Source organism: Microcoleus sp. BR0-C5, from assembly GCF_036705045.1.
In the GTDB taxonomy this organism is placed as follows: domain Bacteria; phylum Cyanobacteriota; class Cyanobacteriia; order Cyanobacteriales; family Microcoleaceae; genus Microcoleus.
Genome location: NZ_JAUBTR010000118.1, coordinates 1 through 12621, shown reverse-complemented (window position 1 = coordinate 12621; position 12621 = coordinate 1). Strand labels below are relative to the sequence as shown.

The following is a 12621-nucleotide window of genomic DNA, read 5'->3' as shown; positions in this document are numbered from 1 at the left end:
ATCAATGGCTAAGTTTTAGTCTGAGATTGACAAATAGCGCTCCTAGAAATAGGGGCGCTTTTTGTTTGGGGAAAATCCTGTGTTTGTATTAGTTCGCGGACCCACGGGTGGTAAGAAACCGGGTTTTTTACGACAATCCTTCGTTGTAGTCCACAGATTAGCTAAAAAACCCGGTTTCTTTGGCAGAAATGGGTAAGTCCTGATTTGCTAACAATAAGACTCCGCAGTTGAAACCGATTCTATACAAACTTTCATCCCAGCGAGCGAGGGGCTAAAAAATAGAATATTACAACCGGATTTAGTATGACAACAGACTCCACTTTTTTGAAGTCGTATATTATGGAAGAGTGATTGTGAAAGGTAAGTGAGATGGTTGTCGCAATTTCTCAAGCAGGATTGGGTACAGGTGCAGCCTTTGTGTCAAATGTGACATGGGAGACTCTGGAAAAGTTGGATGCAGATTTGGCCCAAACTGGGGCGCGTTTAACTTATTTGGATGGGTGTTTAGAAATTATGGCTCCTTTATCTGAGGATCATGAAGAACCTAAAAAAACTTTAGGTCAGCTTTTAGAGATTTATATGCGGATGAAAGACATTCGTTTTTATGCGCGTGGTAGTACAACCATCGGGATGAAGGAATTGGGTGCACGGAAAGAACCAGATGAGTCTTATTGTTTGGGTACGCGCAAGTCAGTTCCAGATTTGGCGATAGAGGTGACAGTGACGAGTGGTGGAATTGATACGCTGGAAATCTATCGCCGGGTAGGTGTGCAGGAGGTTTGGTTTTGGGAGGATGGTGTAATTTCGGTTTATTGCTTGCGTCCAACGGGATATGAGTTGGTGAGTAAGAGCGAACTTTGGGCGGATTTGGATTTGCGATCGATCGAGTTTTATTCGCGGATGGCCGATCAATATGATGCGCTGAATGCTTTTATGCGATCGTTGTAGTTGAGAAGCGCGATTTAAAAAATCATGCTTTGCCCTTACATTTTGCCCTTGCTGCTTGAAGTTTTTTCCATCCAGCTTCGGTTCCTGGTTTCAGTAGTTTTGCGGCAATTTGGGCAAAAAGTAGTCACGTAGTTCACGTCAACTCACCGTGACTCCAACATTTCCTCAACTGTCAAGCCAATATCAATTGCAATCCGCTGAAGCAATCTCGGTGATATATCACGCCCTTTATGAAAAGGAACAGTAGTGCCTCGCCCATCTTCGTGACGGAACTGCTTATGTGAGCCTTTTTGACGCACCTCTACAAAGTCAAGGTTCTCTAGTATGCGGACTATTTCCTGTGGTTTCAGAACAGGGATATTGCTCATGTTTATCGGATCACAATCTGTTGTGTACCTATAAATTCTGTCTGAATGACGAGAGTATCATCTTCTAGGAGCATCTCAATTACCTCACGCAGATTCTCGTGTAACTCATCCAAGGTTTCTCCCTGGGAATGCGCCCCAGGAAATCCAGGAATATAACCAACGTAAAGCTTGGTATCAGAATCTTTTTCGATGATAGCGGTAAATGTCTTCATAAGATTCGCTTTCTATCTGTTAAATGTAAGAAATGTAATCTCTCATAAATTATATAATATTTCACCTGCACTCAATGTATGCTTTGAATACGGGATTGAGGAAAAAGAGCGATCGCCCTCCTACTGGTACTTTTTCCACTAAGCCGCGTCGGGCTAAAGATTGTAGGGCTTGCCACAATTGCGATTGGGATAATTCGGAATCGGCAGGTGGTTGGGAAATATCTACTGCTTCATCTTGACTTGCTAACCAGTGGCTCACCTTTTTTTCGGATTTAGATAAATGCTCTAATTGAGATTCTAAAATAGGTTCTATGTCCCCTAAGTAGATATCATTGGTATCAGCTAAGAACCTGGAAACGCTACCGTCAAATAATTCTACAATTGTTGAAGCTATGATATTTAACCAGGAAGGATGACTTTGATAAAGAGCGATTAAATCTGACCATTTTTCTTCATCGGTTAATCCTTTTTCTCTGAGAATTTCTACGGCTTGTTCTCCTAATCCTTTGAGGTGTAATGTACGTGCGGGTCGGTTTAGTGCTTCTAAAGCAATCATTTCTCTGGGTTTTTCCCAACTGAGAAGGATTAAACAACTTTGGTGAGATGATGTGGCAATTTGTTTAAAAAATTTGCCATAATCTTCATAGCCTGCTAAATATTGACTGGCTAATTCACCTGGTTTAAAGATGTTCTGTACGTCATCAAGGATGACTAAACAGCGAGAGGCGCGAAAATAATCGATGACTGTGGGTAATGGGGTTGGTTGCGATCGCCCAAAAAATTGCTTGAGTTCGGTTTGGAGGGTTGAAAGTGCGGGAGTGTTGGTGAGGCTTAACCAAATAATATAATCAAATTCGGTTTGAATTTGTTCGATGAGTTTGAGGGCGATCGCACTTTTGCCAATTCCACTTAAGCCGTAGACGGTAATTAAGCGGGTGTGGGCTTGTAAAATCCATTGTTTGAGGGTGGAGAGTTGTGAGGTGCGATCGTAGTAGTAAGGGAGTTCGGGTGCGTCTGTTAAATCGATTATGGGCGATCGCTCTTTATTTTGGGGAGATTCAGGGGGTGAGGGCGATCGCTGTTTAGCCTCTTCTGCATCTTGCCGTTTTTCTCCACAGATATGGATATTAGTTCTATTAATTTTACTATTAACAATCTGTGAAGAGTTACCAAAATTGTAAATACTAGATACTGCTTTGCTTTCTAAAATAGAGCGAACATTAGATTGTTTAATATCTTCTCCCAATATGTGAGAAAGCATCTTCCATAATTTTCTAGAAACTTGTTTAATATGATCTTCACTACGATTGCACTTTTTAGCTATTTTATGATATTTCTCCCCCTCCCAAACTTCTTTTAATATAGAGCTTTGTAATGAATCAATATGTTTTCCACTCTTCACAAATACTTGCTCGTCAGTCCATTGTAAAACCTCTTGGATGTCCATACCTAAAAGGGGGTTTAGTTTTAACTATCACACTATATCACACTTTATAACACCTGGAAAACTAAATAACACTTTTTTTTTAAAAAACTTGTTTAAAAAAGGTAATTGTACACTAAATAACACTTTTATGAATAGCCAAAAATACATTTTCATATTAAATTAGAATCAGGAGAGAGATAAGGAATATAGTAAAAGTTTATAAGTTATCAAATGCTCTGGAGGAAATATGCCACGCTTTAACTGGTTTGCCAAAGACGCCTCTCAAGGAGATCAGAAACTCACTTCTGGGGATGTGCAGCGGATCGTTGGCGAATTTAATAAATGTTTGCCACGCATTCTGGGGACACCTGAAGTTTTAGAGGAGATAACCTTTGAGGAAGCTATAAGTTATTTCCAGAGCGATCGCCCAGCAACTCCTAATTTAAAAAACGGAGCAATTATTTGCCAAAAGCATCCCGAAGGGCAAATTTTAGGACAGGTGTTTTTAGACGAAAAGAATAACCTGGTTTGTCATTCAAATGGAATACCTTATGGTCGTCAGTTGATTGCCAAAAAGGTAGACCAAAAATTAACTGATGTCTTGGGCGATCAAGAATTAGTTGCCATTGAGTTGAAGGCTAAAGAATCTGCTGAATCTCAGCTTACTGAAGAACCTACTCAAAAATCGCGGATTGTAAAAGTTTCTAAGATAGTTAGTATCATTATTTGGTCGATTATAATTCTAATTATATTCATCCCGTTACTGGGACGATTAGTTATGAGTCAGGCTCTAGCAGCAGAATTAACCTCTCCTCCCTCCCTAGAAGTTACTCAATCTCTAGTGGTTTTTGGTGGAAGAGAAGAAGCTTTCAAAAAAGCTGTGAACAGTGCCCATCAAAGTGCTAAACAATATGCTAACAATGAATTGAATCGGTGGGAGGCTGATTTAATAAATCGAATTGATACGGATTTTTTAAATTGGTATTTTAATTATTTTAATCAGAAACAGCAAGAATTTGGTGTTCTTTTTCAATATATAGGCGAGAATGTTATGAATGGGTTTAATCCGACTATAGTCAATGAAAAGATTGCCAAAAGCATAAATGACAATATTCAAAGAGAATTTTCTAGGAGAGTATTGCAAGCAAATTCAGCAGAGATGAAATTTCATACAATAGTAATTGATACAGCTAATTTTTATATTGAACAATTATCTAAGGATTTTGATGATGTACCAAAAATGTATACAATTCCCCACTCCGACTGGGCTAAATATTTAGAAGGTATAAATTTTAGGCTACAAAATGAACGAGGAGATGAAGTATCTTTAGTAAGATTTGTAGGTGCTGCTGGAACTGCTAAAATTACGGCTACAATTGCTGCTAAAGCAGGTAGTAAAGCTGTAGCTGCTCTTTCTGCTAAACTAGGAAGTATGATTGAGCCTACCCTTGCCATAGGTTTAATCGCTTGGGATTATTGGGATTATACTCAAGGAGTTAAAGAAGACAAGCCCCGTTTGCGTGAAGATTTAGTCAACTCTTTACATGACATTAAAAAATCTATTTTGAGCGAGCCAGAACATAGTGTAATGTGGGTTGTAACTGAATTAGAGGAACAAATTAAAAACAATGTTTTGCAGGCGAAATTTCCGGCTTAAAAGTTTAGAAGTGATATGCTTTCTATCTAGATAGCAGTTTTACGCTGCGTCAGCCAAAATAAATCTCCAATTGGAGAAGAGGACTTGCCATGACGCACTGTTATCTCCACATTTAACTAGCGAGGCCCAGCTTCTATAGCAGAATTAGCTATTTGAACAAGCGTTTCCTCACGCCCATTCTTCATCGTTACTCGATACAAAACGCCTTTATACTGCCATTCAACTAAGGCCGTGCAGTAAGCACCGCAGCCATTAGAAAAAACTCCTTGTGTTCTGCCGGCTAATGGAATGGTTTTGAATTCACTCCTGAATCCTCTAGGGGGTGCTTGGGCTGGTTCTCCACCTCTTTCTGCTGAGATACTCCCGATATAGCAAGGCGTACTGCTGCAATTAGGTATGTGGCCCATTTCAACACTATAGCCATTTGTTTCTACTCGGTTTTTTAAGTAAATTTTTTCTGAGAATGGAAGCTGACTGGGGAGAAAAATTGGTACTCTCGTCTTACCTTCAATCTGCGATAGAATTTCACGAACTGGAAAAGAAATACTCGATCGCGAATTACCACTTTCAGAATTAGCAGACTGAGGGCGAAACCCTTGCACAAAATTCGTCCACCGCTGAATTTTATTACCAGTAATATCTAAAATTGGAATAGAACGAGTCCTCGATATGGGCCGCCCCGCCTCCCCCTGAGAATATTCGATCGCAGTACGCTCTGGTTTCCCTAAACCATAAGTATTAGCAATATCGCTAGCCAACTGACAGTTTATTCTGAATTGCCCCATATCAATTTTACCATTTCCGGCGCGGTAGTACCAAGTTCTACCGCCAGCGTTGGGTATCTCCTGACAGTCCGAATATGTCACCTCAAACATCTTGGCAATATGCACGTCATAGAAGCGCAATTGACCCCCATAAGCAGATTTTGTGGTATTGGTTTCTGACACCGTAAGGGTATAAGTTCCTTCCGCGTGTTGCAATCTCATGGGAATTTGTGTTTGAGCGATCGCCCTCGGCATCCCCTGAATTTGGGTTACTGCTCCCCAACTCAAAGTAACAAACCCCAAACTTGTTAGTAATAATTGTTTTGTAACTTTCATTTGTCCCTTAAAAGCTAGAGGATATTTACAGCCTATCTTCAATATAAGTTAAAGCCACGTTAATTTGTTCCTCTGTAAGGTCAAACAATCCCCTGATAAACTTAGGTGGATATTGAGCCGTCACATAGTCCATGATGTCGTAGATAGTGATGCGCGTACCTGCGATCGCTAGTCCTCTTTCTGTACGGATGATAGATGTTTGTTCGTTAGGTATGCTTGTCATCTTTATAGCCTCCTAGAAGTTATCTCTATATTACTAGCTGATTAATTGCCAGCCCTAGATGTGCTATCGCTAGAGTTGTATTCCCCAATAGCCGATTAATATGATGCGGTGAATGCTTTTATGCAATTGATGTAGAAATTGAGAAGAGTGCAGCACAAGCATTGTTAACTTTCATTAGAAGTGTCACGGATCGCCCTTAAAAACTAATGCGACGATAGACTTCAGACATCGGAAGTTCTATATTTAAACTGTGCAGGACGATCGCCCGATCGAGCCGATCGCACACTTGCCATTGCCAGCGCTCGCTACTTGGGCGATCGCCATTATAATATTGCTCAATATAGGGTTCAGCTTGACTAACCAGCAAATATTCACAAAAACTAGCAAGAGAGCGATATTTTCTGAACTTTTCACCTCGATCGTAGCCTTCAGTAGAGGGGGAAAGAACCTCAACAATCAGTAAAGGATTGAGAATTTCATCCGTGCGATCGCCATTGAATTCCGGTTCGCCATTGATGACCATCAAATCAGCATAGCTTCCGCACCGATGTTCGGGAATCCAAACCCGCAAATCGCTGTTATACAAGCGAAAATCGGTGTCTCTCAACAAAAAACCCAAGTAAATTAACAAGTTACAGGCGATCGCGCTGTGGACTTCTGAACCTCCTGGCATAGCGATAATCTCTCCGTTACAATATTCGTGACGTTCTTCAGCAGTTTCCTCGATCGCCCGGTATTCATCTGGAGTAAAGCGAGTCTTTGTCGCATCTGGAAGATTTGGCGGGTTGGTTTGAGTGATAACCACGATCGCACCTCCTAAATAATTAGACTTTAAATAATTATGGCTGACAGCTAGATAATTGTCTCAACCCAGAGGCGTTTTCTGGATTCCATTCAAATTCCATAAATAACTCTCCATGCCTTTTTCCGCTTGTGCTTCACAACCGCTAAATTCTCGCTTTTCTTTTATTTTTAACACTCAATTGCTTAGTAAGCGATGTATAATAATGCAAAGCAAAAAGCAGATTAATTCCAAAAAACACCAAAGTTAAAACAAATGTAAAAAAAGACGTAAACGACAACCGGGAAGTCATCGTAAACATCGCCAAAATGATTGAGCAAAGCCCAAAACCGGAAGCAAAAGAACTTAAAAGCAGCAACCGCACCTTAGACATAGTTTAATTTAAAGATTATCAGTAAAATACACTCTTGGCATCTACAGAGGAGTGCCAAATGATACTTATTACTATATAGCGGAATTGCTCAGTTCCGCCAAGGGCAAAACGACTGCTTTCCTAAAAAGGTTTGAATTATACAGAAAAATACAGCCCGCGCTCTTGTAAACTCCTGTTGCTCGACTTAATATCAATCAAAGGAATTCCCCCGCCTCCGCGAGCATTCCACCTTTAGCCGTACAGTCACCGCAGCCGCAATCCCCCTGACAGCAATGTATTCGCTTCCAAAACCGCGCTTTCCCTCGGATTCCAAACATTGCCAAAATCCACAAACGGCGTCACCTGCAAAACTCCTTGTTTGTCGCGGGTGCGCTTGCATCGGATACCGCAACTCGACTGAATCAAAAATCCTGCTATCGGCCAAAAGCATCCTGACGGTAGCCCCGCCATGTGTCTGAGCCCCCTATACCGAATGGTTCGATCGACAAAAGCTCTGCCCCAGCCAATTTCCTATCCGATCGCACCACCAGCAGCCTCTCAGGAACCCACAACCGCAGGTACTCCAATTGACCCCGCCAAATCAAAAATCGACTGTCAGGGCTGCTGCTGCTCACTGTAGCGCCAAATGCTGCCACTCCCTGACAAAACTGCGATCGCGCCGCCCAGACATCTCTCTCCCCTCTGAGTAAAATCCTGAAACAGCCTCAGCACCGCAACCGGATTTCTACCCCGATCATCTGCTTCCGGCGACAGCGGAAAATCCTTTCCCAGCAAAGATGTATCGCTTTCTCGACTGCGAGTACCAATACCGATCGCAATTTCTCTTCTCGGATTTTGCACGATCGGCTCGCGGTAAATCAACTGCCAACTACTTCAAATCGATCGACTTCGATCGTACCCGCAATCTTAGCAATTCTGCAGGCTGTGCCGGTGCGGGAACAGCAGGTGGCAAAAGCTGTTCGCCTGAAAGCAAGGGCGCTGGCGGCGCGGGTTACGGGAGACGAGGCGGATTTGGCAGCCGCCGGTTGGGAATCGGAAATTCGTGTCTGTTTTCTCCTCGGTTCGGCAATGGAGGGAGAGTTTCTGGGGCCTCACTTTGGGTCAATTGATCGAACTCCGGGATGCTATTTTCTTGCTCTGTAGTGTCTCTATCTAATTCTGAACCCGAGTATAAATCACGAAGCCGATCGCGATCGTCTGCTGTTTCTTGATCTAGTTTGAATTGAGACGGTAAATGATCATGCAAAATTGGCGCTTGCACCCCTGAGTCGGTAGCAACCATCGACTCGCCAATACTTAGAGCTGATAGCAGTGCGGGGCAAATAGCGGCCATTGAAAAACCAAGCGCTAATGCCTTGAAAAACTTGATTTTACAAAAGCCTCTAGAAGATTGCACGGGCATGACAGATTAGCCATATTTGATAGTTATTTACACTTACGATCGGGCGAGACCGACGCAATTGCAAGGAATAAAACCACTCTATCACTTTTTAAACAATTAATTCCTTAACTCCATATAAAGATAGTTGACAGCAAGTCTAGTTTGTGTATTTAACAATTACTAAAAACACTCCGACCGAAAGCATCCAGGATACCCGCCACGTGATTCATTCCGAAAGCCGACTCAGGACCCAGAAATAAAAAACCTGTATCCGATGAAACTTGCCCCCGGAATTTATCCGTGGGGCCAATGCTTCAATTCTTTAATCTCAAATCTCAAATCTAAAATCTAAAATCGATTGACCTCCCAAGCTAGCCCTCTTGCAAGGAATAAAATTACTCTATCACTTTTTAAACACTTAATTCCTTAAATCAATATAAATATAGTTGACATAATTCCTAGTTCGTGCATAGGGAAATTAGTCAAAAAAACTCCGACCTCCCAAGCTAGTCCTGTAGGTCGGCGGAGCATTCTATCAAACCTGCGATCTGACAAATAGGTAAATTTTGATACAGATTACTACATTTTATTGAGCTGCGATCGCAATTCTTCCAACTCAGCGTCAATCACCGGGCTCGACTCCGAGCTACTAGCTGCTGCCGTTTTACCCGCTGCTGGCAATTGACCTTGAGACACAGAACCCCCGGTCAGTTGAGCTTTCATCTGAGCCAACTCGTCGTCAACATCACCGCCGCTTTCGAGCAAGCGGAACTGTTCCTCTAAATTGCTGCCGCCGGCCGCCAATTCTGCCGAAGCCCCCGCGCGAGCTTCAATCTGCAAAACTTTTTCTTCCATGCGATCAAAAGCTGCCATTGAACTGCCAGTATTCAAGGTGCCAATGGTATTGTTGAGCTGTTCCTGAGCTTTAGCAGCGGATATCCTCGCTTTGAGCATATCCTTCTTAGTCTTAGCTTCGGAAATTTTGCTCTCCAAACCGATCAAATTGCGCTTGAGACTTTCCACCTGAGTTGATTGCTGTTCCAGACTGGCTTTCAGCGTAGCCGCTGTTTCAGCGTGAGACTTTTTGCGAACCAGCGCTTCCCGGGCCAAAGTCTCGTCTCCTTTTTGCAGGGCTAGCTGAGCGCGCTGCTGCCACTGGTTAGACTGAGATTCAGCTTGATTGTACTGAGTCTGGGTGCGCTTTTGAGTGGCGATCGCGCTGGCAACGGCCTGACGCAACTGCACCAAGTCTTCCTGCATATCCGTAACGGACTGTTCTAAAATCTTTTCCGGGTCTTCAGCTTTGTTGACCAGATCGTTAAGATTGGCTTTGACGACTCGGCTAATGCGGTCAAATAATCCCATAATGCTATTTTTCCTGGGTGAGGTGTACGAAGTAGGCGGAAAGCAGGCTTGATAGCCCTAGCCCGCAGTTGTGAAATTCACTCTTGTCAGATTTTTAGTGCGATTTAGTTTTTGGCAATTTTTGCAGACAGATAAATCCAGTTTAAAGCGATCGAGTAATGTGATGCAGGCAAGCTCATTCATGCACCTATCTATTGAGTTTAACTTCGATCCGGGAATTACCCAACACGTTTCGACCTATCTCTAGCTGCGCTGTTGAGAAGTTTTTGCTCATCCAAACTATTGTTGTGCACAGGGGCGTTCAGGATGCGGGAGGCTCGCCGGATGGCAATTGGGGTGTATTTTTGCCCGGAAGCATTTGTGCTTTCATCGCCTCCAACTCGGCATCGACATCGCCAGCACCTTCGAGAGAGAGAAACTTCTTTTCTAAATCATTAGTTCCGAGTTCTGCGATTGCTTCGGAGCGAGCTTCTAGCTGCATGACTTTCTCTTCCATCCGTTCAAACGCGCTCAAAGCGCTGCCGGTACTGAGATTGCCCATCATTTCTTGCAGCCTTTCCGACGATGCTGCCGATCGAGCTCGGGCAATGTACATATCTTTTTTAGATTTTGCCTCGGAAATTTTACTTTCGAGCGCCCGCATATTTTCTTTAAGTTTAGTCACAACAGCCGATTGCTGATCCAGACTGGCTTTCATCGCCGTTGCCGTTTCTTGATAAGATTTCTTGCGCGTCAGAGCTTCCCGCGCCAAATTTTCCTCGCCTTTTTGCAAAGCTAGCTGCGCCCGCTGATACCATTCTGCGGCTGTAGACTCAGCTTGGGAACACTGGCGTTCGGTGCGTTTTTGAGCTGCAATCGCTCCTGCCACAGCTTGTCTGAGCTGCACTAAATCTTCCTGCATATCCATTACAGCCTGTTCCAGAATTTTTTCTGGGTCTTCTGCTGCCCCGACCAAACTGTTAATATTGGCTCGAATGACTCGCCATAGGCGATCGAATAATCCCATTTTGCCAGTCTCCCAATTTTAAACTTTAGAATTAAGACAGAGAAATCACCATTAAAAATTAAAAATGAATACTCATCAATCGTCTTTTTAATTTTTAATTGTGAAATTTTAATTCCCTCTAAGTTAGGTCGTCATGATTATTTTTAGGATGGGTAGGGCGCGAGCATTACCCATCAAAACTGAGCAAATGTTGGGTGAAGCGAAACCGAGGGTTCGTGCCTCGGCCCAACCTACTCCCCGATCATTAGTTTAATTGTCTTTGCCTAATTTATGGTTGATAGTATTGTGGCTTCACCCCTTTTTCTTGGAGTTCTTTCACCAAACGTTCTGCTGAGGCAGGATCGTTCAAAGCCCCCATCTGAATCTTGACACCCTTTGAGAAGTTCCGCACGTAGGCATCGGGAACTGCGGTTCTGGCTTGCTGCAGCGATTTTTCGTCCGTGTAATCGGTGACAACGTAATAGAAACCGTCGGCGGCCCGTGCAGGTCTTCCCAGCGGGGGTGTGGCGGCTGGGGATGCGGCGGCTGGGGATGCGGCGGCCGGGGATGCGGCGGCTGGGGATGCTGTCGCCGGGGATGTGGCGGCTGGCTGGGCTGGGGAGGGTGTTGGAGGCAGTGTCGGCAGTGTCGGCACAGGCTGGGAGGCGCTGGGGCTGGGAGTGGGAAGCAAAGCCGTACTCAGATTGTTGAGTCCTTGTTCCCTACCTCTGGCGGGGTTGCCGTCTTCTGTAGGAATCGGCACAGCCGCGCCCGGGCCCGGAGGCGCTGGCGGAGTTGGCGGGATTGATGCTTTTGGTGACGGGGAAGGAATCGGGCTGACTGTCGGTTTAACATTGCTGAGAGTGCTCAAATCTAGCTCGACAAATTCCTTGGATACCAGATTTGGAGCTTTCGGCAGTTCCTTGGTGCTGGTATCTGAGATGGCAGTAGAGGCGGGACTGTCGCTGGGAGAGGGTGAGGTGCGATCGAGCAAACGGTTCAGGCCGGCCATCTTAACTAGATTTGACGGGTACATGACTGCGTAGCCCAAAGCTGTGCATGACAGCAAAAACAGCAGCATCGAACTCAGTCCCAAGGGAGTTAACAAACTGGCGGCTAAACTGCGTTCTACCGTAGGCTCAGCTTTTGACTCGTCCAAACTTTCGATCAGTTTTTCGCTTGATTCGAGATACTTGTTGGGTGCCAAGGCACTGCTAGATAATTTTGTACCACCCCTGGTAGTTGCTAGCGGGGCATCGCCCTGAGTGCCGGCAAGGGATAGGGGCAGCGATAGCGGCTGCTGAGTTTCCTCCGCAGTCTCCGGCGCCAAATTTTGGGCTAGCTGTTGCTCGGTTGTGGCTGTTTGCTTGCCAGTACGAACTGAGGGCGACACCCACTGTTCGGCGCGCCGCCTGTGTCTTCTGTATGTTGTCAGTTCTGCTTCTAGGTTTACATCCAGACTCCCCAGGACTGCTTGCAAAGCAGGGTTGATTGGGGTTGAAGAGGATTGATGATTTGGGGATTCAACCGAAGAACGCTTACTCATTAGCAAAACTCCTACCGCCTCTGAATTAATAATGTTTTGATTGTAGAGATAAACAAGAAGCGTAAATTACCCAGCACTGACCTGAGTACAGGTACAGTGTGGGCTTTCAATAGCCCTGAAATTATCTTGCACATTGCAAAACAATCTCGAACCTTCGGGCTTATTTACGAAAGCCCCAATAGCAGCAATATTCTTACTGCCGTTTAAGTCGGCATCACCTTTCCATCCACAATGA

General features: G+C 44.2%; 16 protein-coding genes. 4 read left to right on the top strand and 12 right to left on the bottom strand.

The features are described 5' to 3' along the window. Positions 1 to 369 precede the first annotated feature (369 nt). A complete protein-coding gene (locus QUB08_RS30150) occupies positions 370 to 948 on the top strand; it encodes a Uma2 family endonuclease (RefSeq protein WP_333229751.1) in 579 nt (192 codons plus the stop codon). A gap of 143 nt (positions 949 to 1091) precedes the next feature. On the opposite strand, the gene QUB08_RS30145 is transcribed toward QUB08_RS30150, so the two are convergent. From QUB08_RS30145 to QUB08_RS30135, 3 genes are all read right to left on the bottom strand, one after another. Beyond that, positions 1092 to 1316, bottom strand: coding sequence for a type II toxin-antitoxin system HicA family toxin (locus tag QUB08_RS30145; RefSeq protein WP_293133325.1), 225 nt, complete (start codon positions 1314 to 1316; stop codon positions 1092 to 1094). Positions 1317 to 1318: 2 nt separating this feature from the next. Further along, positions 1319 to 1528 carry a type II toxin-antitoxin system HicB family antitoxin gene (locus tag QUB08_RS30140; RefSeq protein WP_293133322.1) on the bottom strand — a complete coding sequence of 70 codons (210 nt, stop codon included), beginning with the start codon at positions 1526 to 1528 and terminating at the stop codon, positions 1319 to 1321. A 61-nt stretch (positions 1529 to 1589) separates the two neighbouring features. Then, the gene (locus QUB08_RS30135; RefSeq protein WP_333229749.1) at positions 1590 to 2789 is read right to left on the bottom strand and encodes an ATP-binding protein; all 1200 of its coding nucleotides are present in this window, start codon (positions 2787 to 2789) and stop codon (positions 1590 to 1592) included. A 412-nt stretch (positions 2790 to 3201) separates the two neighbouring features. Here QUB08_RS30135 and QUB08_RS30130 point away from each other — a divergent pair, with 412 nt between their 5' ends. Then, positions 3202 to 4611 (top strand): hypothetical protein, encoded by a 1410-nt coding sequence (locus QUB08_RS30130; protein ID WP_333229747.1) that lies wholly within the window; start codon positions 3202 to 3204, stop codon positions 4609 to 4611. A 116-nt stretch (positions 4612 to 4727) separates the two neighbouring features. On the opposite strand, the gene QUB08_RS30125 is transcribed toward QUB08_RS30130, so the two are convergent. The 6 genes from QUB08_RS30125 to QUB08_RS30100 form a co-directional block, all read right to left on the bottom strand. Then, entirely contained in the window at positions 4728 to 5711 is a 984-nt protein-coding gene (locus QUB08_RS30125; RefSeq protein ID WP_333229745.1) for a hypothetical protein, read from the bottom strand. Between the two features lie 25 nt (positions 5712 to 5736). Further along, the gene (locus QUB08_RS30120) at positions 5737 to 5934 is read right to left on the bottom strand and encodes a DUF433 domain-containing protein (RefSeq protein ID WP_333229743.1); all 198 of its coding nucleotides are present in this window, start codon (positions 5932 to 5934) and stop codon (positions 5737 to 5739) included. Positions 5935 to 6130: 196 nt separating this feature from the next. Further along, complete coding sequence (locus QUB08_RS30115; protein WP_333229741.1) at positions 6131 to 6739, bottom strand: Uma2 family endonuclease; 609 nt, start codon at positions 6737 to 6739, stop codon at positions 6131 to 6133. A 613-nt stretch (positions 6740 to 7352) separates the two neighbouring features. Then, positions 7353 to 7514: a hypothetical protein gene (locus QUB08_RS30110; RefSeq protein WP_333229739.1), complete on the bottom strand. Its 162-nt coding sequence runs from the start codon at positions 7512 to 7514 to the stop codon at positions 7353 to 7355. Between the two features lie 8 nt (positions 7515 to 7522). Then, positions 7523 to 7723: a hypothetical protein gene (locus tag QUB08_RS30105; RefSeq protein WP_333229737.1), complete on the bottom strand. Its 201-nt coding sequence runs from the start codon at positions 7721 to 7723 to the stop codon at positions 7523 to 7525. After that, positions 7704 to 7949, bottom strand: coding sequence for a hypothetical protein (locus tag QUB08_RS30100; RefSeq protein WP_333229735.1), 246 nt, complete (start codon positions 7947 to 7949; stop codon positions 7704 to 7706). Before QUB08_RS30100 ends, QUB08_RS30105 begins: the two co-directional genes overlap by 20 nt. Between QUB08_RS30100 and QUB08_RS30095 the strand changes: the two genes are divergently transcribed. Further along, complete coding sequence (locus QUB08_RS30095) at positions 7944 to 8252, top strand: hypothetical protein (RefSeq protein WP_333229733.1); 309 nt, start codon at positions 7944 to 7946, stop codon at positions 8250 to 8252. The genes QUB08_RS30100 and QUB08_RS30095 overlap by 6 nt on opposite strands. A gap of 817 nt (positions 8253 to 9069) precedes the next feature. Here the strand turns inward: QUB08_RS30095 and QUB08_RS30090 are convergent. Further along, entirely contained in the window at positions 9070 to 9855 is a 786-nt protein-coding gene (locus tag QUB08_RS30090; protein WP_333229731.1) for a PspA/IM30 family protein, read from the bottom strand. A 70-nt stretch (positions 9856 to 9925) separates the two neighbouring features. On the opposite strand from QUB08_RS30090, the gene QUB08_RS30085 reads away from it, so the two are divergent. Continuing rightward, entirely contained in the window at positions 9926 to 10102 is a 177-nt protein-coding gene (locus tag QUB08_RS30085) for a hypothetical protein (RefSeq protein ID WP_333229729.1), read from the top strand. A 54-nt stretch (positions 10103 to 10156) separates the two neighbouring features. Here the strand turns inward: QUB08_RS30085 and QUB08_RS30080 are convergent, their stop codons facing one another. Next, positions 10157 to 10861 carry a PspA/IM30 family protein gene (locus QUB08_RS30080; RefSeq protein ID WP_333229727.1) on the bottom strand — a complete coding sequence of 235 codons (705 nt, stop codon included), beginning with the start codon at positions 10859 to 10861 and terminating at the stop codon, positions 10157 to 10159. Positions 10862 to 11129: 268 nt separating this feature from the next. After that, on the bottom strand, positions 11130 to 12386 hold the full coding sequence (locus QUB08_RS30075) for an SPOR domain-containing protein (RefSeq protein ID WP_333229726.1): 1257 nt from the start codon (positions 12384 to 12386) through the stop codon (positions 11130 to 11132). Positions 12387 to 12621: the final 235 nt, after the last annotated feature.